The following is a 21397-nucleotide window of genomic DNA, read 5'->3' on the forward strand; positions in this document are numbered from 1 at the left end:
TCCCAACGCTTTGCGAGGCGGTCGCCCGGTCGGCCGTCCATCTCCCATGAGAAATTCCCCCTGCTTTAGAATGAAACAGTATTAGCATGGACAGCTCGGTTGTCCGCGAGATCGAATTTCAACCTCAATCACTCTTCGACTGTCAATTGACACGAATTTTAGCTCTTGCTCAAGGCCGAGGATTGCGAATTCTGCAGTCGTCGGGTATCGCTGGAATATACCATCGCGGGTTCTTCTAAACTGGTGAGCGCTTGTCGTACCTGAAGGTTCTGGGCTCGGTTGCAAACCTAGTTGCCGCGGTGGCAAACAGCAGACGCTATCGCAGCGCTGTTCGCAGCCTGGCCAACAGCGATGCACATGGCAGCGCACGATTCCTTACACCAGCCGAAATAGTCGATGAAGAGCTTACTGTCACTGCGATAGGACAACCGAACGGCTTACTTTTGGGTGGCAGTGATCCAGAAGAAGGCGGAGAAGTTGTCATCTGCTATCCCGGCGATAGGCATCTCATCACGTTTGCCCCAACGCGATCAGGCAAAGGAGCCTGCCACGTCGTTCCCAATCTACTTTTTTACACCGGTACCGCGTTCATCATCGACGTGAAGGGGGAGAACTTCCTGGCAACCCAGCGTCGGCGGCGTGCGTTCAGTCAGGTCCATGCCTTCGCACCTTACGATACCAGAATTCCTTCTTCACGGATCAACCCCATGGATTTTGTCCGGGTTGGTACAGTCAATGAAGCTGATGACGCTCGCACCCTTGCAGCATTGCTCGTCGAGGCAACCGGCTCAGACAAGGACAAGTTCTGGGAAGAATACGCACGCACCCTGCTGAGTGGGCTGATCCTCTTCATGGCCCATGAGGGCTCGGCGACCCAGCGCACCATATCCGGCGTGGTCAAACTGTTGTCGATGCCGGTGGATAAGCTGGAGGCAATCGTCCTTGCCATGAGCGGTCACCACGTGGGCGCGGTCGCGACGACTGGAGCGACCTTCGCCAGCATGTCCGAAGACATGTTTCGCAACGTTCTGGCAAGCCTTGCGCCTCATCTCGCTTGCTGGGCACCAGGTGGCCCCCTCGAGGCGCTGACTGCCGAGAGCGATCTTTCCTTGGAGACGCTTCGCGACCAGCCAACCAGTTTCTATCTGATCATCCCGCCTGAGCGCATCAGGGAAAACCGGAGCGCTCTCAGAGTGTTAAGTGGGATCGCGGTGCGCACGCTCGCGCGGTCTTGGCCAAAGCCTGGCGACAAGCCCATCCTCTTTGTATTGGATGAGTTCGCCAACCTTGGCCGAATGGAAGATATCGAGGATGGCATTACATACCTGGCAGGAAGCGGCATCCAAATTTGGATGATTGTGCAAGACTTCAGCCAATTAAAAAGCATATACAAGGAAAAGGCAGACACTATTTTCTCCAACTGCGGTGCCCGTATATTCTTTAGTATCCAGGATCTCGATACAGCCAAAAAAGTCTCGGAAATGATCGGCAACCGCTCAATTTTGATTGAGACACCCACGAAAAGCGGCGGTGGCTTCCTGAACCCAGGAACTGTTAGCACAAGTCATTCCGTCACAGCTCGCCCCTTGTTGAGCCCGGACGAGTTGATGCGGCTCGACCGGCGAAAGCAAATCATATTCCTTGACGAAAAGCGGCCCATCTCGGGGCAGAAATGGTTCTATTTCGAGCGCCCCGAAATGCTTGGTCTTTACGATGATCCCCGACCTCTGCTGGGCGCCAAGAGCTTGTCGCTTCCGCCACGGCCAAGTCCTCCACCCGGGCCGGTGGCTTTGGCCACGCCAGCTACCACTTCTTCCGCTCCTCCTGTTTCCGTGTCCTCGCCGCCGTCAGCCGCCTCCCGGCAGGTTGTGGGGCGCCCGGCGCGCGGCTTGCCGTCACCTCAGATCCCGAGCCCCCCTGCTTCACCAGGCAAGGTTGCCGGCAACTCGGGGCAATTGAAGGGGCGGCCACCTCGAGTGGCACCCGGGAAGAGCTGACTTGGAGAATCGGGAACATGCTCTTTTGCTGAGCTTGTAAAAGCGTGCGACTTAGACCAGACGTGTTAACTTCCAATTCTGATGACATATGAGGGGCAAAAGGTATGTCGAGCAAAAAGGTAGATGACTTCGAGTTTGCGTTGAACCAGGAAGACCGCTGTCCGGTTGTCTTGCTTCTGGATGTGTCTGGCTCCATGAATGAAGACGGAAAGATAGATCGTCTCAACGAGGGCCTTTCTGTATTCAAGAGCGAGATTCTGGCCGATGCAATCGCTGCGCTGCGGGTGGAAATCTCGGTTATCACCTTTGGTGATGGGGTCAGCGTGGTGCATGAATTCTCTTCCGCAGATACGATGAATTTGCCCACTTTGCAGGCTAGTGGTCTGACCCCGATGGGCGAGGCAATGGACGCAGCCCTTGCCGAAATCGAGCTTCGGAAAAATGACTACCGTGCCAACGGCGTAAATTACTACAGGCCCTGGATCTGGATCCTCTCCGACGGATCGCCGACCGACAACTGGCAGCCTTCTGCCGAGCGCGCACGGCGCGCGGAAGCCGAAAAGAAGGTCAGAGTCTACTGCGTCGGTGTGGGCCAAGACGCCAACACGCAGATTCTCGGCCAATTTTCAGCAAGTACGCCGCTAAAGCTTGAGGGATTGCAATTCCGAGAGATGTTCAAATGGTTGTCATCATCTCTGGCGAAGGTCTCACAGGCGAAGGCGGGATCGGGCGATCAAGTCGCCCTTCCTCCGGTTCAAGGATGGACGAACGTGCTGGCGTAAGGAGAGACATGCATGTCATGGCTCGCTGGTCATGCCAGCACGCGCGGCGTTGGCCACATAATCAATGGAACGCCCTGCCAGGATTCTTCCAATATCTGGCAATCGCCCGATGGACGGTTTCTGGTGGGCGCTGTCGCGGATGGTGGTGGTTCTTTGACTCGATCCGAGATTGGCTCGGCGATAGCCGCCTCGCTCGTCGTATCGGCAACCGCGGCCAAGCTCCAAAGTGGCTTTCTTGAAACAGGATCGAGCCACGATTTCGAGCTCCACTGGCGCTCCGTTATTCGTGATGTTCGTGCCACTATCGAACTGGAAGCACGGATGACACCCGGCGCGTCCGCGCGGGATTACGGAACCACGCTTATTGCCTTTGCGATGATGGAAAACCGGTGCGCAGCCGTTCAGGTCGGCGATGGGTTTCTGGTTCTTGGTTCCGACTCAGCCAAAGACAATCCGAACTACCAACTCGTGTTCGACGCGAGACCTGTTGAACATGTTGGAGAAGTGGTCTGGTTGACGAGTTCTGCTTGGGAGGAAGACTTTCGCTGCGCATTGCTCGAGACCGACGCCGACCTCGTGGTGGTTTCGACCGATGGCTTGGAGAAAGTCGCCATCCTGCAGCGCGGTCAGACACCATTTCCCGGCTTCTTCACGCCGCTGGCGCAGCGAGTTCGTCAGGCCCGGTCGGGCGAAGACGTAACAACTCTCGTGACTTCCATCGTGACGATGAAGGAGCTTGATACCAAGACCGACGATGACAAGACACTCATTGTGGCGACGCGGCTACCATGAGCCAGCGCGGGGCTCTGACAGGTCAAACGTTCCTGCACGGCGGCAGCAAACGCTTGTCGGTTAAACTGACGACTTTGATCGCGTCGAGTGGGGAGGGCTTTGTCTACAATACCAGTCAGACGGGAAGTGTTGCCAAAATATACAATGCGCCGCAGGCCGATCATTTTCGAAAACTTTCGGTTATGATTGCCAATCCCCCGCGCGACCCCGCTGCCCCGGCTGTGTCCATCGCTTGGCCGACATCTATACTGACGCGCGCTGGAGGCGAACCGGTAGGCTTTCTCATGCCGGAGATTGCCGACGCCAAGCGACTTGTTATCCTTTATGTGCCCAAGACGCGACTTGCCAGTGCTCCCGGAGTGGACTGGTTTTATCTACATTCCGCGGCGCTCAACTTGGCACGGCTTTTCCGCACCATTAATGGCTTCGGTTACGTCGTAGGCGACGTGAAGCCCGAAAACCTGCTTGTCAATTCTTCGATGCAGATTTGCGCAATTGATACGGACTCGTTTCAAGTCAAGGATCCCATCACCGGAAGTGTCTATCGATGTCCCGTTGGCACTGCAGATTATACACCCCCAGAACTGTTCGGACTGGAATTCAAGGAGGTCGATCGGACGGCCTCCCACGATCTCTTCGGGCTGGCAGCTTTGATTTACCTGTTCTTGTTCGGGAAGCATCCCTTCAGCGGAGGTCGCCTTCCTGATCGCCTGGTCGGCATGGAAACAGCCGAACGGATAAAGAACGGCTTGTGGCAATGGAATCGAGCCAACCCTTTGGCCCCTCATCGCGGTTCGTTGCCGATTGACATTGTACACCCCAAATTGGAACAGCTTTTCAGGAGATGTTTTGACCGCGGTGCGCAGAAACCTGAAATGCGACCTACAGCCGAAGAGTGGGAGCGCACACTTGAAACGGCGATCGATGATCTGGTCTGGTGCAAGACGTCGTCACTACATGTCCACGCTAGCCATCGCGGTTGCCCCTGGTGCAAGAGCGTGCGCCAAGGCGTCGACCTCTTCCCCACCAAACCCGGACTGTCGAGTTCCTCGTTTTCAAACGTCCTCCGTCGTCTTGATCTGCACATCCAAAACGGCGATTTGACAGCGGCTGCAAGTATTATTGAAAAAAACCCCCAGCTTAAGACGGATATTCGCGCCACGAAGGCGCGCGCTGCGATAAATAAAAATGCTAAAATTTTGACTCAATTTACGCGGTTCAAAGAAGCTATTTGCCGAGCTCCAGAACATGATATCGAGAACCTGGCGGCATTGCGATCCGTGCCGCAAGAGCTGCTCTCTCTGGCAGAAAAAAACCAAGCGACAGCCCAGCCGCTTCTGCGTTTGCGGCAACTGGCACTAGCTATCGACGATGTCGAAAAAGCGGTCCAGAGTGCGAGGCCAAAAAATGCACTCTATGGCGCAAAGGGCGAAGAGGCCTTGCTTGCAGCCGTGCGTACCTATGCGCAGGTGCTAGCCAGCTCCCCATCCACCTTCCCGCGCTATAAGGACCGTCTGCGTGATGCGTGGGCGCGCACAGAAGCGATGCAGGCGCTTACCAAGGCCGAGGGACACGGCCAGTTGAGGGCGACGGCACTTGCGCTTGCTAGCCATTGGAGCCGCCTTAACGAGCTTGCGGAGTTTCGCGCGCGCGAAACGCACTACCGCGAAGTTCGCGAACTTGCAGATAAGATTGCAAGCTTCGTTGCGACCGCCGATCGGCCTGGCGCGGATCCGGACGTGGTTTGCGCCATTTGGGAGGCCGCCCCCGATCTGGCCACCTCCGGCCTAGCGAGAGAGCCGCTGGCAAACGAAGACAGACGCACCCCCAACGCCATCTACGAACAATTTGTGAGCCGCCGACAGGAGTTGAAGCACCTGTCCGAAACGCTCAATACGATCGTACCGCCAGGTCACCCATACACCGAAGCCGCCCTCAAGGCCGCATCCACCCGGGTCAAGAGCCACATAACGAAACATGGCGAAATCCCCGCGCTTTCAGCGCTTTTTGGACGGATTGCGACGTTGAATACCGCAGCGGGGATGTTCGCCGACATCCGCAAGCTAGTTGAGGGTGGAGAGGAGCGGCTGTTGGACCTTGGGCTGACTTACCGCGGCTATGACGGTCCTACACTTACGGTGGCTCCTGATCTCGACTCAGCCATAAAGCGAGCTGCCGCACTTCTTTCTTACGTGGAAGCCTTTTCTTCTGCCGCTGCCGACCCGGCGAAAACCGAGGCGGATCTGGTGCACCTGTGGACCAGCGGGAACCTTGCACATCCGGCGGCCGCAAACACGCCGATCAACGGTTCGACAATTCAGGAGCGAGTTGCCCTGGCTTCACGTCGAATAACTGTCGGCGCAGAGATAGAGGCCGCCATCGCCACTGCCGATTCGGACCCGATGCGCACGCACGAAGCCGAATCCGCGATTCTCAAAATTTGGGCCGACAGCCATGAACTGCTGGCTCCCTGGGGCGGTGCCCAAGTCCGATTGCGGCCAAGGGTGGAGGCTGCGCGAGACCGGCTGATGCGGGCTCGCGCTTTCATGAAAGCTCTAGCTGAAGAGAAACCGGAAGAGGCGGCGCGTGCTTGGGGGACGGATGGCTGTCTTGAAACATTCGAACAAACCAGCGAGTACGCTCGGACGGCTGTGGAGGCAGCCACGGTAGTAGAGACGGCAGAGCGAGTTGTGTTACAACTGGCGGCGGCCCCGAGCGATGAACAGAGTGCTGTTGAAATGATCGCGCCAGCAGTCGAAGCTCATCCAATATTTTCGAAGGCACCGTTGTCTGGGCTCAAAGGACGCTCACTAAGCTTGCTGCTGGACCACTTGCGCGCGCGCGCCGCATTCCGCAGAAAGCTGGAAGCGTGCGATATGGCACGAGGCCATGAGCTTTTCGCCCTTGCCAACGACTGGGACCATACATACGGCCAAGATGACCCTCAACTCGCCGCCACGACAACGCTGAAGGAAGCCGTCGCGCTCAGGGCCAGATGGACGCTTCTCTGCAATGCCTTGCGCGAGAATGATGATGGCACGGTTGCAAAACTCTGGGGGGACGCCCGCCTGGAGGGCGCTGCGGATTTCAACGCCAACGCAGGCGCTATCCAGGGCTCATTGCAGCGTCACCTCGATTCTAAATCGCGCTTTCAGCCTCTGGCCAGAGACGCTGTGAAAGCGCACTCCTTCCAGAAGACTTGTCTTACTTGGCAATGGGAAGATGCCTGCGTAACACATGCGGTGATTATGCTTGGTGACAGGGCCGTCGACGCAAGCGATCGACAGAAAACGATAACTCGTCACGTTGTGAGCCGCGCAGCATTCGAGTCTGAAGGCGGGGCACTTCTCCCCTTCTCCGGCCGAATGATGACGGCACTGGTTTTTCCAGCTTTCAAGATTCGTGACTTGCTGGTGCATGCCGCAGAGCCGATCGCGTTACAGGAGCAAATGCGTCGACATTTGCGTTACCGGGTGCAAGGCAATGCCCCGCACAGCAAGACGCGGGAGCTAGAGCTCATCGCAGATCGGTCGTTGCTTCTTCCTCCACTTTGCCTGGTGGTCGACGAAGCAGGAACCTCCGCTGAGATCGTGGCGCATTTCCCATCGGTCGCGCTCGATAAGGATGCACGCATGGTCCTGCCGCTCTCAAGTCGGTCGAGCTTATTAAGTGTCAAGAAGCTCGTTCGGCTGGACTACGGCACGCCAGAGGACGCGGAGTGGCTTCAAATTGAGCATCCGGACCCCGCAGATCGCAAAATCGCAGTGGCGAGATAGCCGATGACGGATGAACGCAACAAGTGGTCGAAACACGAGTTGGCTCTATTGGCAGCTTCGCATTTGGTGAAGGAGTTGCCGGTGTCAGCCTTGGAAAATCACCATGCCGCGGAGCCGGAGCCATGGGTTCTCGACTTGATTGCACGCGCTGAACAGACTTGGAAGCATCGGTCGAGTCCTGCACCCTTGGTCCAGTCGATCCAAGAGCATCTCGGCTCTGCGTCCGATGACGAGAAATGCATGGCACTCGCGGCTGTGCTCAAGCTCGGAGCTGTCTCTCCAGAGGCGCAGGCCATGGTAACGGGCGGTATCTGTGCGGAGTTTACGACAATCGTGGCCGCCGATCCCGCACTTGGCCCGGCGCTGGAGGGGGCTTATCAAGTCTGGCCAAGGACTGCACAAATTCTCTATACAATCCGCCTCCTGCGATCGCCCTTGGCGATCGGTGCGCCAATAACTGACTTGCTAGGCTCGATTGGTGCACTCATTGAAGCGTGCTCACACAGTGAGAGACCGGAAGATGTCCCATTCGAGATGAGTCTTGGGTTTCTTCAAGCCGTAAATTCGTCTGACTTGCTTCCGCAGAAGCAGCGCGACGCCGCACTGCTAGGAGCAGATGCATTGCTGTTGATGCGTCGAGAAGTTTGCCCGTCTGTCTTAAGCCGAATCCTGCATCGGCATTCTGAAAGAATCCATGAAATAAGTGCTTTGGCTCGCACGAGGAGGATTGTTGAAAGTTCAAATATAGTTGATTCACTCACAAACCCCCTTTTAGTGCATGTCGCCATCCTTATTCTCTTTGAAGAAACCAACCTGGACGTGAGGGAGGTGTATGCCACCCTGAGAGGGATAGCGGAGGAGAGCAAGCAATGGACACCTGGCTGCCAACTTGAAATCTCGTTCAATGAAGCGGCGGAAGCCACCTCGGACGGCATGTTCTGCCGCGAATTCATCGGCGCCCCGGCATCAACGCGATTTTGATATGCCCTCGCCTCTGGTGGGAGCGTTTTTAGCTAATTTGAATCAGAAGCTTGATCTGACGTCTGCTAAGCCGCATATCGGGTCAGCAATCCGCTTGCAGCCCGAAGCGGATATCCGATCCCACCTCTCCTCCCCCGCAAGCCTGCCACAAGCTTGTTAAGGCATGGTCCAGCTAAGAAAAACCGGCAAAAGGCGGACTTTCTTGGCGATTTCACCACCCAGCGACATCGTTATGGATGTCGCCCGAGCTGCCGATCCAATGGATATCGAGGCTGCCCGCGCCGCGCTGACCAAGCGTGCGGGCGGCGCCGCTGGCACGTTCTCGGTCGACACCGCGGCATCCGTCGATGCCGGCTCGATCCTGTCGCGCGCCACGGCCGACAAGGCGGCGGCGACAGCCGATCCGGCCAAGAAATTCAAGAAGTTCGAGGCGATGGTCTTGCAGACCTTCATCCAGAACATGCTGCCCAAGGACACCGAGGGCGTCTATGGCAAGGGCCTCGCCGGCGACATGTGGAAATCGCAGCTGGCCGAGCGCGTCGCCGACGTCATGGCCGAGCGCGGCGGCATCGGCATCGCCAAGTCGCTGCTCGCCGACCACTATATGGACGGCAAGCGCAAGGTGCCGATCGGCCCGGTCTCAAACGGACCGGAAAAGACCGAGATCGATCAGCAAACCCGTCTGTCCACCTCGCTCGTCCAGGAATTGCAGCGCAAGGCCGCCAGGTCGATGACCGGCGACGAGACAACCATAAAAACAGATATCAAGATCTAGGCTGGGAAACACCATGACCGACTCTTCCGAATTCACCGCCAACCTGCCGGCGCGCACCACCGCGTCGGAAGCTCCGATACCGTTCGCACGGCCCGGGAACCTTGCCGCCATCATCGGCCGCATCGAGGAGGTGGTCGAGGAAGAGACCGCCGGCATCCGCAGCGATACCAGCTATGACCTCAAGGCGTCGAACGCCCGCAAGAGCCGCTATCTCTACGAACTGACCCGCGCCATGAAGGGCGGCAGCGAAGCCGAGTTCCTCGAACAGCACCGCGAAGGCCTGACCCGGCTGCGCCAGAAACTGGCGAAGAACGAGGCGGCGATCCTGGCGCATCTGAGCGCCGTCAACGAGGTCGCCAGCCTGCTGCGCAGTGCCATCCAGCGCGCCGAAACCGACGGCACCTACTCCGCCGGCGAATTCGGCCGGATGAAAGGCTAGAGCGCGATGAAGTCGGGCTCGGGCTCTGAATGATCAAGGTCATCGCCATCGCGATCTGGGTCTGCGCCGCCACGCTCGGCGCGGTGTTCTATTCGTTCCAGGCCGCCGGTGAAAAGGGCGTCGGCGAAAAACCCAAACCGATGCTGGGCGGGCTGGATTACGTCAAGACCGACGTCATTTCGGTGCCGCTGATCCGCGACTCCAAGATCGGCGGCTATTTCCTGGCCAAGCTGGTCTACACCGTCGAGCCGGAGCAGATAAAGAAACTGTCGATCCCGGCCGAGGCGCTGATCACCGACCAGGTCTACAGCTACCTCTACTCCAATCCCCAGATCGACTTCACCAAGAAGGCGACGATCGACCTTGATGCCTTCCGCACCGCGATCCGGGACGCCATCAATACCCGCGTCGGCGCAACCCTGGTGCATGAGGTTCTGATCGATCAGGTCAACTTCCTGGGCAAGGACGAGATCCGCGACAACTGGCTGCGCCGCCGGCAGGATTCCGACACCACGGCGTCCGATACCGCCAAGCCGGTCGAAGCAGAGGCGCCGCCGGCCCACTGACCACTGATGCCCCACCAGCTTGCCCGGTGCGGCGATAGGATCCAGCCCCGAGGATTCGCGTTGACGTAAACGTCAACCCGAAGCTATATGCGGCAGCGATCATAATCGCCGAAGAGGCAGCATGGGTTTCGGTCGGACCGGAGCACCGTCGCGACAAATGCAACCAGACAGGAGAACAGCGTGAGCGTTCAGGAGATTGCCGAGAAGATCAAGTCGCGCGTGGCCAGCAGCGGGTTCGATCGTTCCGTGAAGTTCGACACCGGTAGCGACGGCGTAATCGTCATCGACGGCGCAACCGTCTCGAACACCGATGCCCCCACCGATTGCACCATCAAGCTCTCGCTCGACGATCTCGATTCGCTGATCGCTGGCGACCTGAACCCGACCATGGCGTTCATGACCGGCAAGATCAAAGTCGAAGGCGACATGACCGTGGCCATGGCGCTCAGCCAGTTGATCGGCTGACGGCATGGATGTCGCAAGCCATACGGTGGCTTGCGCAGACATGCATTAAGACAAGGCCGAAGCGCGCCACATGATCCATCTGGACGTGCTTTGGCCCTTGTCGGGACACCGTTTTCAAGACGGCACATTCGTTCCACAGGCTTCGGCAATCTTGGCACGAAACCTTCACGCGGCAGGGAACCGCAAGCTGCTCATACCTTTGATTGTGAAATCATCCATTTAGTCTGACCTCGGCTCCATAAGGGCGGCAAAGCAGCGAGGTCGATAATGAATATCCATAGTGTTCGAGCAGTGGCGCGCGCGGTGCTCATCGCTGCCGTGGTTTCGGTGACAGCGGCGGCCGCCGCCGACGAACATGTCCTGATTTCCTACGAAGCCACACCTTCCCTGGGCTTCGACCTGCCAAAACTGAAGACGGCCGGCTACGCTGAACGGGCCGCCTTTTCGGCGCAGGTGCTTGAGAAAATCGTGCCAAAAATTGTCGCCAGCATAGGCGTCGATCCTGCGGTGCTCGAGACGGAAGTCACACCGGGCGGCTACCTCCTCAAGACCAACGCCTCGCTGCAGACCGAGGCAACGCTCGACGACGCGACCGCCGATCGACTGGCCGCCGCCTTCGGCTACATTTTCCACCAGCACAGCGTGCTTGTCTCTCGGCTGGACGACAGCAGCGGCAGCACCGGCTTCGTCACCGTCCGCTTCCCCAAGGATACGCTCGATGCCACTGTGGCGCAGCGCTTCTTCGAAAAAGCCGATGCCGTGGAAAAGGGCCTGGGCGGCGGTTACACCGCCTTTGGCGACGAGCAGATATTCCTCAATGTCGTGGACGGCAACGGCAAGCCCTATAGCGGCCTCGACAATGCAGCATTTCTGGATGGGCTGAAGCGCACCGCAGCCACGTTCGGGCCGCCGGCGCCGCAAGTATCGGACTCCGGAACGGCAGCGGCCCGCTTCATCGGCAACGACTGGGACAAGGCCCCCAAAGGCGAGGACTACTTGGCTCGCCTCGGAGGTGCCGGTTCCCCGGCCGTGACCGGCCTGGATGCCGTTGCGGCCGAGTATGCCGCGCTGGTTTCAGCCAGCGCGTTGCACTTCGGCTGGAACTGACAGCTTGCGGCCGGACGCCTTCAGCGTGCCGTGCACGCCATCAAGCGCGCCGTCCACCAGTTCCAGCGCCAGCAGTCGGTGCCGCTCATAGGGGCCAGGCATCGCCAGCCGGCCCGTCTTGTCGGCCGAGAAGCCGAAGCGTCCGTAGTAGGGCGCATCGCCGACCAGCAGGATGGCCGCGTGGCCGAGACGCGCCGCCTCGGCAACGGCATGGCGCATCAGCGCCGAGCCGATGCCGGCATTCTTGAGCGACGGATCGACGGCGAGCGGGCCAAGCAGCAGCGCTGCCGGACCGTCCTCGCCCAGCCTGACATCCCATAGCCGCACCGTGCCGGCGACGCCGCCCGACGCATCGCGCGCGACGAAGGCCAGGCCTTCCGACGGCCGGCGGCCCCGCCGCAGCTTCTCGGACGATTTTTTTCGCCGCATCGGGCCCATGGCACGATCAAGCAAGGCTTCGCGCGCAGCTATGTCGGCGACGGTTTCGGCGACCATGGAGAAGGCCGGCGCATGAGCTACGATTTCAACTGACATTTCCATTTCCGCAATCCCTGGCGAGCGGAGATCTGTTCCACAAGCGAAGCCGGGCGGACGACAAGCGCCCGCGCCGGATGATCTGATCGGCTCTCTCAGCGCATTTTCGGGCGAAGTGGTGTCCGAAAATGTACCAAATAAAGAACCGTCAGATCACGTAGGATCGGAGAGGCTCGAAGCCGTTGAACGCGACCGCCGAGTAGGTGGTCGTGTAGGCGCCGGTGCCTTCGATCAGCACCTCGTCGCCGATGGTCAGCGACAGAGGCAGCGGGTACGGTGTCTTCTCGTACATCACGTCGGCCGAATCGCAGGTCGGGCCGGCGAGCACGCAAGGCGCGGTCTCCGAGCCGTCATGGCGGGTGACCAGGGGATAGCGGATCGCCTCGTCCATCGTCTCTGCCAAGCCGCCGAATTTGCCGATGTCGAGGAACACCCAGCGCACATTGTCGTTGGCGGCCTTCTTCGAGATCAGCACGACTTCCGACTTGATGACACCGGCATTGCCGACCATGCCACGGCCCGGCTCGATGATGGTTTCCGGAATGGCATTGCCGAAATGCTTGCGCAGCGCCGAGAAGATCGCCTGGCCATAGGCCTGCGCCGCCGGCACGTCACGCAAATATCGCGTCGGGAAACCGCCACCCATATTGACCATCTTCAGCACAATGCCTTCCTCGGCGAGCGTGGCGAACACCTTCTTGGCGTCGGCCAGCGCACGGTCCCAGGCGGTCAGGTCGGTCTGCTGCGAGCCGACATGGAACGACACGCCATAGGCGTCGAGGCCGAGGCCCTTGGCATGGCGCAGCACGTCGACGGCCATCGCAGGCACGCAGCCGAACTTGCGCGACAGCGGCCATTCGGCGCCCTCGCCATCGGTCAGCACGCGGCAGAACACACGCGCGCCGGGAGCGACGCGGGCGATCTTGTCGACTTCCTCGACGCAATCGACGGCAAACAGCCGGATGCCGAGCTGGTAGGCGCGTGCGATATCACGCTCCTTCTTGATGGTGTTGCCGAAGGAGATGCGGTCCGCGGGCGCACCCGCGTCCATCGCCATCTCGACTTCGGCAACGGAAGCGGTGTCGAAGGACGAGCCCATCGCAGCAAGCAGGCGCAGGATTTCCGGCGCCGGGTTTGCTTTCACCGCATAGTAGATCTTGGAATCGGGCAGCGCCTTCTCGAAGGCGCGGAAATTGTCGCGCACGACATCGAGGTCGACGACAAGGCAGGGGCCGGACGGACGTCGGGTGGCGAGGAAGTCGAGGATGCGCTGGGTGGCCATAGGATATCTCCAAACACGCCTTTCGGCGCGCACAAGGGTGCGGACGCGGGCCTTCGGCCTCGCGAACACGCGGTCAAACAAAGGCGGGACGGAAATTCATGGACCCAGCCGGTGGAGACCCCGGAACCATGAAACGCCGTCTCGCGGCGATGAACCTTGGCCTTGCCCGGCTTCGGTTCGCTTTGTCTGCCTTGGCTTGGATTGGGAGAACCCCGTTCCGCACTGCCGGCAATGAAGGTGTGCCTCTTTAGTAACCCCGGTCTTTGGACAACCGGAAGAGAACCAGAAAGGCCCGCACCGTCGTTGCTTCAAGGTGTCCTCGGGCTGGCGGTTGGCCGCTAGACCGACTGGAGGGGTTGGCTCCAGTTACCTTACCGATTTCCCTCACCATTCGAGGATCGGCGGACACCCACAGGCACGTGCGACTTTGGGCAAGCGCGATATATGGCTGGTTGCCGTCACAATCAATAAAAATCGTATCCAAGGTTGTAAAATTTCTGGCATCGAACAATGTTGGCGCAACCGTATACGGATATCGAACGATGACAGGCACGCACGGCCCCTACAACGCCTTCCTCGATCTCCGCCAGATGCCGGTGGCCCATGCCGAACTCGGCCCGCTTGCCGGCCTGCGGCTGGCGGTCAAGGACATTTACGACGTTGCCGGCTACCGCACGGGTTGCGGCAATTCCAGGAAATTCGCCGAAAGCCATGCCGCCTCGCGCACGGCGCCCGCCGTGCAGACGATTCTCGATGCCGGCGCACGCTTCGTCGGCAAGACGCAGACCGACGAGCTTGCCTTCGCGCTGTTCGGCCAGAACGCGCATTTTCCGTTTCCGGTGAACCCGGCCGCCCCCGACCGTGTCACCGGCGGCTCGTCGTCCGGATCGGCTTCGGCGGTGGCGGGCAGGCTGGCCGACATCGCCACCGGCTCCGACACTGGCGGCTCGATCCGCGCCCCGGCGAGCTTTTGCGGACTGATCGGGCTGCGCACCACGCAGGGCCGCATTGCGCTCGATGGCACGATGAAGCTTGCGCCAAGCTTCGACACGTTCGGCTGGTTCGCCGACGACATCGAGACCTACGAGACGGTCGGCAAGCTGCTGCTTGGCCGCGATCCGCATCAGCATATCCTGGACCGGCCGCTGTCGCTCACCTGGCTGGACGAGATGGTCGCCCGCCCGGCGCTTGCCGAATATGCCGGGATGAAGGGACTGGCGAGCGCGGTTTTCGGCGCGCCGGCAACGCCGGTGATGCATTTCAGCTCTACCCCCGATGAACTCTACTGGTGCTTCCGCCGGCTGCAGGCCAGGGAAGCCTGGGGCGTGCATGGCGACTGGATCACCAGCGGCGAGCGCGACCTGGGCCCCGGCGTCGAGGAGCGTTTCGGCTTTGGCCGTGCCGTCGATGACCGGACGGCCCAGGCCGAGAAGGTGCGCCGGCTGACCTTCCGCGGCGAACTGAGCGCCCTGCTCGGCAAGGACGGCTTCCTTGTCCTGCCAACGGTGCCGGGCCCCGCCCCCTATGTCGACTCGACGCCGGAACAGTTCCAGGCCTATCGCGAGCGGGCGCTGCATTTGCTGTGCCTAGCCGGCCTGTCGGGCTTTCCGCAAATCACCTTGCCCATCGGTTCCGTCGCCGGCGCTCCGTTCGGCCTGTCGTTGTTAGGCCCTTCCGGTAGCGACATTGCCCTGATACGGCTCGGCCGAAAACTTCTCGACGCAGCACAAAGGGCCTGAGCCATGGACACACTGACCCGCATGCGCGCCTTCATCGACGTCGTCGAGGCCGAGGGCTTTTCGGCGGCGGCGCGCAAGATCGGCCGCTCCAAGGCGCTGCTGTCAAAGTATGTGCGCGAGCTGGAGGACGAACTCGGCGCCCTGCTGCTAAACCGCACCACACGCCAGTTCTCGATGACCGAGGCCGGCCACACCTATTACCGGCGAGCCTCGGAGATCGTGCGCGAGGTCGACAGCCTGGCCGACGCCGTGCGTGAATCCTCCGGCGACGTGCGCGGCAGGATCAAGCTGTCGGCGCCGCGCACTTTCGCCGACGCGCCGATCGGCCAGTCGCTGATCGACTTCGCCAAGCAGCACCCCGACATCGTGCTCGACATCCAGCTCGATGACCGCTTCGTCGACCTGGTCGAGGAAGGCTTCGACCTCGCGGTGCGCATCTCGCGCCTGGAGAATTCGTCGTTGATCGCCAGGCGGCTGGCGCCATTCTCCATAAAGCTCTGCGCCTCGCCCGAGCTGATCGCCAAGCACGGCATGCCGACGCGGCCGCAGGATCTCGGCCACATGCCTTGCATCGTCGACACCAATGGCCGCGGGCTGAACAACTGGGCGTTCAAAGGCGACAACAACGATCAACTGAGCGTCGCCGTGTCGGGCCCGATCGAGGTCAACAGCCCGATGGCGGCGCGGGCCGCGGCCCTGTCCGGGCTTGGGTTTTGCATCCTGCCGGATTTCATCGCCGCCCCCGATCTCAAGAGCGGCCAGTTGGTGACGGCGCTCGACGACCGCATCCTGTCCGGCGGCGGCATTTTCGCCGTCTACCCGCACCGCCGCTATCTGCCGGCCAAGGTCCGCGTTTTCGTCGACTTCCTGGTGCAGTGGTTCAGGACTCGTGAGGTCGTTTGACCTGCCCCGGGCTCTTGTTGCGTGCCTGTCGTAGTCCCAAAACCGCTGCACACTTTTGGGTGACACGCTTTGAGCCTTATGCGTGTCATTCCCCCAAAACCGCTGCACACTTTTGGGTGACACGCACTGGCGGTCCCATTTTCGCCCCCTTTCTGGTAACCTTCGGTTTCTCGCCAAAGCCAAGGGAATCGCGACCGGGAATGCACCTCAAACGGCACGCAATCATACTGGCTTCGGCCTTGGCGGCGACCTTTGCCGCCACGGGGCCGGCTTATGTGCATCCGCACGTTTTCGCCGAGGCCCGCCTCGACGTGATCCTCTCCCCGGATCACCAAAGTGTGAAAGCGCTGCGCCATCTCTGGCGCTTCGACGATCTGTTTTCGAGTACGGTGATGATGGAGTTCGACAAGAACTCCGACCTGAAGCTTGACGACAAGGAGCTGAAGGATGTCGCCGACACCGTTCATGCCTCGCTGGCCGAGTTCAACTATTTCCAGCTCGTCACGCAAAACGGCAAGGATGTGGCGATGACGCCTCCACCGCATCTGATGGCCAATTTCGACAACGACCAGTTGATCATCCTGTTCGAGTCCGAACCCAAAGTGCCGATCAAGCTGACCGGCACGATCGATATCGGCGTCTACGATCCGACCTTCTACACGGCGATCGACTTCACCGAGGATTCCAACATCACGGTTGAAGGCCTGCCGTCGAATTGCACCAGCAAGGTGATCCGTCCGGACCCCGATGAAGCCATCAAGGAAAACCAGAAGACCTTGACGGACGCCTTCTTCAACGACCCGACAGGCACCGACATGAGCAAGATCTTTGCCACCAAACTCGAACTGACCTGTCAGCCAGAAGGATGAAGCCGGTGACGAAACCGTCCCTGCGTTTGGCACTCGGCCTGTTGGCCCTCACCGTTGCCGCGATGCATTTCGCCAATGCCGCCCATGCCCAGTCCTCGCTCGGCATCGGCGTCAATGACGGCATGGCGCCGACCACCGGTCCGTTCGCCCACATCCTGATGTGGATCAATCTCAGGCAACAGGAATTCTATCGCGCGCTGGCGACAGCCATGAAGGCGATGCGCCAGGACAACAGCAAGATCTGGATCCTCATCGGTCTGTCCTTCGCCTATGGCATTTTCCACGCCGCCGGCCCCGGCCACGGCAAGGCGGTGATCTCGTCCTACATGGTGGCCAATGAAGTGGCGCTGCGGCGCGGCGTTCTGTTGTCCTTCGTCTCGGCCCTGCTGCAGGGCCTGACGGCGATCGCGGTCATGCTGCTCGCCTATTTCGTCCTGCGCGGCACCACCATCTCGATGACCGACGCGGCCTGGTTCATGGAGATCATGAGCTTTGCCCTCGTCACCCTGTTCGGCGCCTGGCTGCTATGGCGCAAGCTCGGCCCTTCCGTCCTGCGCCTGTTCGGCAAGGCACCGGCCTACAGCCTGTCGGCGGCCCATGCCGGACATTCGCATGGTGGCCACTCTCACGCCGGCCACTCTCACGCCGGGCATTCTCACGCGGGTCATTCCCACGCCGGCCATTCGCATGCCGCGCACAGCCATTCGGCAGATGCTCATTCGCATGCGCTGCAAGTGCATGACGACCACGACCATGTGCATGAGCATTCGCACGATCACCACGACCACGGCGTGCACGATCATGATCATAGTGCACATGATCATGCGCATCATGACCATTCGCATCACGACCATGCGGCGGACGAAGTCTGCGAAACCTGTGGCCACTCGCATGCGCCGGATCCGGCGCTGCTGTCGGGCGATCGCTTCGACTGGCGCACCGCCTGGTCGGCGGTGGCCGCCGTCGGCATCCGCCCCTGCTCCGGCGCGCTGATCGTGCTGAGCTTCGCCCTCCTCAACGGGCTCTGGCTCGGCGGCCTGCTGTCGGTGCTGGCGATGTCGCTGGGAACCGCCATCACCGTCTCGGCACTGGCAACGCTCGCCGTGACGGCCAAGAACTGGGCGGTGTATTTCGCCGGCGACGGCCGCATGGGCAACCGCATCCATTCGATCGTCGAGATCGGCGGCGCCGCCTTCGTCTTCCTGTTCGGATTGCTGCTGTTGTCGGCCAGCCTGACGGGCAGCGTTTGACCATACGCAGCACCCGAAGGTGTGTTGAGATTCAGGTCAGGCCGTGCCGAGAAGGGTTGATACCGAGAACCGGAGCGGAGCGTACTGTTCGTACGTGAGCACCGGAAGCGCAGGTATCAGCCGTTCGCAGGCCGGCATCACCTGAATATCAATACACCTTGCCGCCCAGCTCATCCTCGATATGGGCGCGGATGATCTCATCAAAGCTCTTCTCGGCGCTGAAGCCGAGTTCCCGTGACCGTCTCGCCTCGAAGCGGGTCGGCCAGCCCTTGACGATCGCCCAGATCGTCTCGTCCGGCTCCTCGCGGATCAGGCTTACCGTCTTCGGCCCGGCGATGCGCTCCAGCGCCTCGATCTGCTCACCAACGGTGACGGCGACGCCGGGCATCGTCAGATTGCGGCGCGGCCCGACGGCAGCGCCGTCGATCCCGGCTGCATGGATGAGGAAATTCACCGCCGAGCGCGGGCTGGCATGGGTGTGCACGACCGAGCGCGGCACCGGCAGGATCGCCTCATGGCCGCTCAACGGCTCGCGGATGATGCCGGAGAAGAAGCCGGAGGCCGCCTTGTTCGGCTTGCCGGGCCGCACGCAGATCGTCGGCAGCCGGATGCCGATGCCGTCGAAGAAGCCGCGCCTGGAATAGTCGGCGAGCAGCGCTTCGCTCATCTGTTTCTGCGTACCGTAGGAGGTCAGCGGCGTCGGATGGAATTCATCAGGGATGACATCCGGGAACGGTGCGCCGAACACCGCGATCGACGAGGTGAAGACGACGCGCGGCGCAAAGCCCGCTAGCCGGATGGCATCGAATAGGGCGCGCGTACCGTCGAGATTGACGCGGTAGCCGAGATCGAAATTGGCTTCCGCCTCGCCCGACACGATGCCGGCAAGATGGAAGACGACGTCGGGGCGCGACGCGACCAGGCTTTCGGCGGCGCCCGCCGTGGCGAGGTCGCCGGTATTGGTGTTGATGCTGACCCCATCCATGGCCGGGGCCTGTGGCGGCACGATGTCGTGCAAATCGAGCGCGGTGATCTTCTTACCGCGCAGCTTGCCGTCCTTTGCCAGCCTGGCGATGAGCTTGCGGCCGACCATGCCCGCGGCGCCGGTGATCAGAATGCGCATGTCAAAATTCCCTTACTTGCCCTGATTTTTGCGCTGGGTGCGCGCGCGCAGCCAGAACACGAGGAAAAACGCCAGCACGAAGACAATGCCGAAGATACCCGCCAGCACGGTCGAAAAACTGCCGAGTGCCAGCATCACCGTCGGCAGGTAGAACGCCGCAATGCCGAACAGCAGCATGATCCAGACCGCCGCGATCGCCGCATTGCGCGTGTCACGGTCCATCATGCCGCACCGGAGCGGCGGTCGTTCGTCGGGCTGGGTTTCAAAGCTGGAGAACTCCTGAGGCAGGTCCGATCAATGGTCATCAATCGGGCCTAGTGATGGTGGCCGTGATGCGCAGCCGCATCGTGCTCATGCTCATGCTCGTGGTCGTGGTCGTCGCCGTCATCGGCGCATTGGCCGAATTCCGGTTCCACGGTGGCATGGCTGATGCCGTGCTCGCTGGCAAGCCGCTTCTTGATGGCGCTGACCGCCTGATACGCATCGACGCCCTCGTCGAGGCAGGCATGCAGCGTCGCCATGTTGCTTGACCCATCGAGCGACCAGACATGCATGTGGTGCACTTCGCGCACGCCCGGGATCGTCGTTTCCAGGTCCTTGGCAACCAGGTCGCGGTCGAGACTTGGCGGCACGCCCTCGAGCAGAACATGGGCCGCGGCGCGCATCAGCGACCAGGCCGTGGACAGGATCAGCAGCGAGACCAGCACCGACAGGATCGGGTCGATCGGCGTCCAGCCGGTGGCAAGGATTACCAGTGCCGCCACGATCGCCGCCGCAGAGCCGAGCAGATCGCCCAGCACATGCAGGATGGCGCCGCGCATGTTGAGGCTTTCACGGTCGCCGCCATGCAGCACGAAGAAGGAGCCGAGATTGACCAGCAGGCCGAGGATCGCCACCACCAGCATCGGCCCACCCAGCACCGGTGCTGGTGTGAGCAGGCGGTCCCACGCCTCGTAGCCGATCCACAGCGCGATAACGAAGATGGCGATGCCGTTGGTATAGGCGACCAGTGTCTTGACCCGGCCGAAGCCATAGGTGAGCTGGCCGGTCGCCGGCCGTCCCGCAAGATGGAAGGCATACCAGGCAAGGCCGAGGGCGATAGCGTCGGCAAGCATGTGGCCGGCGTCCGCCAGCAGCGCCAGCGACCCGGTGAAGAGACCGCCAAGCGCTTCCGCCACCATGAAGCCCGCCGTCAGGCAGGCCGCGATCAGCACGCGCTTCTTGTCGGTCGAGCCATGCACATGGCCGGCGCCGCCGTGGTCATGCCCGCTATGGTCGTGGCTGTGTGCCAATGGCAAATTCCCGTTATGCGCCGAAGCTCAGGCGCCAAATTCCGCGCGACAATCCTCGAGACGTCGCTTCTGCTGGCCGTCGCCATCGAAATTGGCCGGATCGAGCCACGCCTCATAGGCCTTGCGCAAGGCCGGCCATTCCTTGTCGATGATCGAATACCACGCAGTGTCGCGGTTTTCACCCTTGACGATGAGGTGCTGGCGGAAAATGCCCTCGAACTTGAAACCGAACCGTTCGGCGGCCCGCTTCGACGGCTCGTTGCGGTTGTTGCATTTCCATTCGTAGCGGCGGTAGCCGAGCTCGTCGAAAATGTATTTCATGAACAGGAACTGCGCTTCCGTCGCCGCAGGTTTGCGCGAGATCAGCGGCCCCCAATAGATGTTGCCGATCTCGATGACGCCATAGGCTGGATCGATACGCATCAACGTCTGGCGCCCGGCGATCTTGCCGCTGGCTTTGTCGATGACGGCAAAGAACAGCGGGTCTTCGCTCGCGGCCGATTTCTCCAGCCATGGCTGCAAGGCGGCACGGTTCTCGGGCACGGTGTCGAAGAGCCAGCGAAACCGCGTGTCGCCATCGGCGACAGCCGAGGCCTCGTACAGGCCGTCACCATGCTTTTCAGCGCTCAACGGCTCAAGACGGACAGTGCGCCCCTCCAGAACTTTCCGTTCCGGACGCGGGCGTGGCTGCCAATTCGCGAGATTTTCCGACACCCAAAACTCCA

General features: G+C 60.8%; 20 protein-coding genes. 14 read left to right on the forward strand and 6 right to left on the reverse strand.

Translation table 11 applies throughout. The annotated features are described in order from the left end of the window. Positions 1 to 251 precede the first annotated feature (251 nt). The 10 genes from AC1DX4_RS08980 to AC1DX4_RS09025 all read left to right on the forward strand — a co-directional run bounded on the left by AC1DX4_RS08980 (position 252) and on the right by AC1DX4_RS09025 (position 11680). Positions 252 to 1997 carry a type IV secretory system conjugative DNA transfer family protein gene (locus AC1DX4_RS08980; protein WP_477219981.1) on the forward strand — a complete coding sequence of 582 codons (1746 nt, stop codon included), beginning with the start codon at positions 252 to 254 and terminating at the stop codon, positions 1995 to 1997. Between the two features lie 104 nt (positions 1998 to 2101). Next, positions 2102 to 2779 carry a vWA domain-containing protein gene (locus AC1DX4_RS08985; RefSeq protein ID WP_477219982.1) on the forward strand — a complete coding sequence of 226 codons (678 nt, stop codon included), beginning with the start codon at positions 2102 to 2104 and terminating at the stop codon, positions 2777 to 2779. 12 nt (positions 2780 to 2791) lie between these two features. After that, positions 2792 to 3571, forward strand: a complete 780-nt coding sequence (locus AC1DX4_RS08990; RefSeq protein ID WP_477219983.1) for a PP2C family serine/threonine-protein phosphatase — start codon at positions 2792 to 2794, stop codon at positions 3569 to 3571. Between the two features lie 53 nt (positions 3572 to 3624). Beyond that, positions 3625 to 7347 (forward strand): protein kinase domain-containing protein, encoded by a 3723-nt coding sequence (locus AC1DX4_RS08995; RefSeq protein WP_477219984.1) that lies wholly within the window; start codon positions 3625 to 3627, stop codon positions 7345 to 7347. Positions 7348 to 7350: 3 nt separating this feature from the next. Next, complete coding sequence (locus AC1DX4_RS09000) at positions 7351 to 8328, forward strand: hypothetical protein (protein ID WP_477219985.1); 978 nt, start codon at positions 7351 to 7353, stop codon at positions 8326 to 8328. A 163-nt stretch (positions 8329 to 8491) separates the two neighbouring features. Then, the gene (locus AC1DX4_RS09005) at positions 8492 to 9103 is read left to right on the forward strand and encodes a rod-binding protein (RefSeq protein WP_477219986.1); all 612 of its coding nucleotides are present in this window, start codon (positions 8492 to 8494) and stop codon (positions 9101 to 9103) included. Between the two features lie 13 nt (positions 9104 to 9116). Continuing rightward, the gene (locus AC1DX4_RS09010) at positions 9117 to 9542 is read left to right on the forward strand and encodes a hypothetical protein (RefSeq protein WP_027043086.1); all 426 of its coding nucleotides are present in this window, start codon (positions 9117 to 9119) and stop codon (positions 9540 to 9542) included. A 29-nt stretch (positions 9543 to 9571) separates the two neighbouring features. After that, positions 9572 to 10108, forward strand: coding sequence for a hypothetical protein (locus AC1DX4_RS09015; RefSeq protein ID WP_477219987.1), 537 nt, complete (start codon positions 9572 to 9574; stop codon positions 10106 to 10108). Positions 10109 to 10288: 180 nt separating this feature from the next. Further along, complete coding sequence (locus tag AC1DX4_RS09020) at positions 10289 to 10573, forward strand: SCP2 sterol-binding domain-containing protein (RefSeq protein WP_013529756.1); 285 nt, start codon at positions 10289 to 10291, stop codon at positions 10571 to 10573. Between the two features lie 267 nt (positions 10574 to 10840). Then, a complete protein-coding gene (locus AC1DX4_RS09025) occupies positions 10841 to 11680 on the forward strand; it encodes a hypothetical protein (protein ID WP_477219988.1) in 840 nt (279 codons plus the stop codon). On the opposite strand, the gene AC1DX4_RS09030 is transcribed toward AC1DX4_RS09025, so the two are convergent. Next, complete coding sequence (locus AC1DX4_RS09030) at positions 11648 to 12220, reverse strand: GNAT family N-acetyltransferase (protein WP_477219989.1); 573 nt, start codon at positions 12218 to 12220, stop codon at positions 11648 to 11650. The two genes, AC1DX4_RS09025 and AC1DX4_RS09030, sit on opposite strands and share 33 nt — an antisense overlap. A gap of 142 nt (positions 12221 to 12362) precedes the next feature. Next, on the reverse strand, positions 12363 to 13496 hold the full coding sequence (odc2, locus tag AC1DX4_RS09035; RefSeq protein ID WP_477219990.1) for an ornithine/lysine decarboxylase: 1134 nt from the start codon (positions 13494 to 13496) through the stop codon (positions 12363 to 12365). A gap of 542 nt (positions 13497 to 14038) precedes the next feature. Here odc2 and AC1DX4_RS09040 point away from each other — a divergent pair. The 4 genes from AC1DX4_RS09040 to AC1DX4_RS09055 all read left to right on the forward strand — a co-directional run bounded on the left by AC1DX4_RS09040 (position 14039) and on the right by AC1DX4_RS09055 (position 18257). Continuing rightward, positions 14039 to 15235, forward strand: coding sequence for an amidase (locus AC1DX4_RS09040; protein ID WP_477219991.1), 1197 nt, complete (start codon positions 14039 to 14041; stop codon positions 15233 to 15235). Positions 15236 to 15238: 3 nt separating this feature from the next. Next, positions 15239 to 16138 (forward strand): LysR family transcriptional regulator, encoded by a 900-nt coding sequence (locus AC1DX4_RS09045; RefSeq protein ID WP_477219992.1) that lies wholly within the window; start codon positions 15239 to 15241, stop codon positions 16136 to 16138. A 200-nt stretch (positions 16139 to 16338) separates the two neighbouring features. Next, the gene (locus AC1DX4_RS09050; RefSeq protein ID WP_477219993.1) at positions 16339 to 17007 is read left to right on the forward strand and encodes a DUF1007 family protein; all 669 of its coding nucleotides are present in this window, start codon (positions 16339 to 16341) and stop codon (positions 17005 to 17007) included. Continuing rightward, the gene (locus tag AC1DX4_RS09055) at positions 17004 to 18257 is read left to right on the forward strand and encodes a nickel/cobalt transporter (RefSeq protein WP_477219994.1); all 1254 of its coding nucleotides are present in this window, start codon (positions 17004 to 17006) and stop codon (positions 18255 to 18257) included. Before AC1DX4_RS09050 ends, AC1DX4_RS09055 begins: the two co-directional genes overlap by 4 nt. Before the next feature lie 148 nt (positions 18258 to 18405). On the opposite strand, the gene denD is transcribed toward AC1DX4_RS09055, so the two are convergent. The 4 genes from denD to AC1DX4_RS09075 all read right to left on the reverse strand — a co-directional run bounded on the left by denD (position 18406) and on the right by AC1DX4_RS09075 (position 21386). Continuing rightward, the gene (gene denD, locus AC1DX4_RS09060; protein ID WP_477219995.1) at positions 18406 to 19380 is read right to left on the reverse strand and encodes a D-erythronate dehydrogenase; all 975 of its coding nucleotides are present in this window, start codon (positions 19378 to 19380) and stop codon (positions 18406 to 18408) included. Between the two features lie 12 nt (positions 19381 to 19392). Then, positions 19393 to 19605: a hypothetical protein gene (locus AC1DX4_RS09065; RefSeq protein WP_027030865.1), complete on the reverse strand. Its 213-nt coding sequence runs from the start codon at positions 19603 to 19605 to the stop codon at positions 19393 to 19395. A gap of 89 nt (positions 19606 to 19694) precedes the next feature. After that, positions 19695 to 20672: a cation diffusion facilitator family transporter gene (locus AC1DX4_RS09070; RefSeq protein WP_477219996.1), complete on the reverse strand. Its 978-nt coding sequence runs from the start codon at positions 20670 to 20672 to the stop codon at positions 19695 to 19697. 27 nt (positions 20673 to 20699) lie between these two features. Next, positions 20700 to 21386 carry a GNAT family N-acetyltransferase gene (locus AC1DX4_RS09075; protein ID WP_477219997.1) on the reverse strand — a complete coding sequence of 229 codons (687 nt, stop codon included), beginning with the start codon at positions 21384 to 21386 and terminating at the stop codon, positions 20700 to 20702. Positions 21387 to 21397: the final 11 nt, after the last annotated feature.

The sequence above is a fragment of the Mesorhizobium sp. P3_A8 genome, assembly GCF_056402995.1.

What these genes read in the sequence shown, in the direction of transcription:
- AC1DX4_RS09050 (WP_477219993.1), top strand. Translation starts at nt 16,339, where the DNA reads ATGCACCTCAAACGGCACGCAATCATACTGGCTTCGGCCTTGGCGGCG.
- AC1DX4_RS09045 (WP_477219992.1), top strand. Translation starts at nt 15,239, where the DNA reads ATGGACACACTGACCCGCATGCGCGCCTTCATCGACGTCGTCGAGGCC.
- AC1DX4_RS09040 (WP_477219991.1), top strand. Translation starts at nt 14,039, where the DNA reads ATGACAGGCACGCACGGCCCCTACAACGCCTTCCTCGATCTCCGCCAG.
- AC1DX4_RS09015 (WP_477219987.1), top strand. Translation starts at nt 9,572, where the DNA reads ATGATCAAGGTCATCGCCATCGCGATCTGGGTCTGCGCCGCCACGCTC.
- AC1DX4_RS09055 (WP_477219994.1), top strand. Translation starts at nt 17,004, where the DNA reads ATGAAGCCGGTGACGAAACCGTCCCTGCGTTTGGCACTCGGCCTGTTG.
- odc2 (WP_477219990.1), bottom strand. Translation starts at nt 13,496, where the DNA reads ATGGCCACCCAGCGCATCCTCGACTTCCTCGCCACCCGACGTCCGTCC.
- AC1DX4_RS08990 (WP_477219983.1), top strand. Translation starts at nt 2,792, where the DNA reads ATGTCATGGCTCGCTGGTCATGCCAGCACGCGCGGCGTTGGCCACATA.
- AC1DX4_RS09030 (WP_477219989.1), bottom strand. Translation starts at nt 12,220, where the DNA reads ATGGAAATGTCAGTTGAAATCGTAGCTCATGCGCCGGCCTTCTCCATG.
- AC1DX4_RS08985 (WP_477219982.1), top strand. Translation starts at nt 2,102, where the DNA reads ATGTCGAGCAAAAAGGTAGATGACTTCGAGTTTGCGTTGAACCAGGAA.
- AC1DX4_RS09000 (WP_477219985.1), top strand. Translation starts at nt 7,351, where the DNA reads ATGACGGATGAACGCAACAAGTGGTCGAAACACGAGTTGGCTCTATTG.
- AC1DX4_RS09065 (WP_027030865.1), bottom strand. Translation starts at nt 19,605, where the DNA reads ATGATGGACCGTGACACGCGCAATGCGGCGATCGCGGCGGTCTGGATC.
- AC1DX4_RS09005 (WP_477219986.1), top strand. Translation starts at nt 8,492, where the DNA reads ATGGTCCAGCTAAGAAAAACCGGCAAAAGGCGGACTTTCTTGGCGATT.
- AC1DX4_RS09010 (WP_027043086.1), top strand. Translation starts at nt 9,117, where the DNA reads ATGACCGACTCTTCCGAATTCACCGCCAACCTGCCGGCGCGCACCACC.
- AC1DX4_RS09025 (WP_477219988.1), top strand. Translation starts at nt 10,841, where the DNA reads ATGAATATCCATAGTGTTCGAGCAGTGGCGCGCGCGGTGCTCATCGCT.
- denD (WP_477219995.1), bottom strand. Translation starts at nt 19,380, where the DNA reads ATGCGCATTCTGATCACCGGCGCCGCGGGCATGGTCGGCCGCAAGCTC.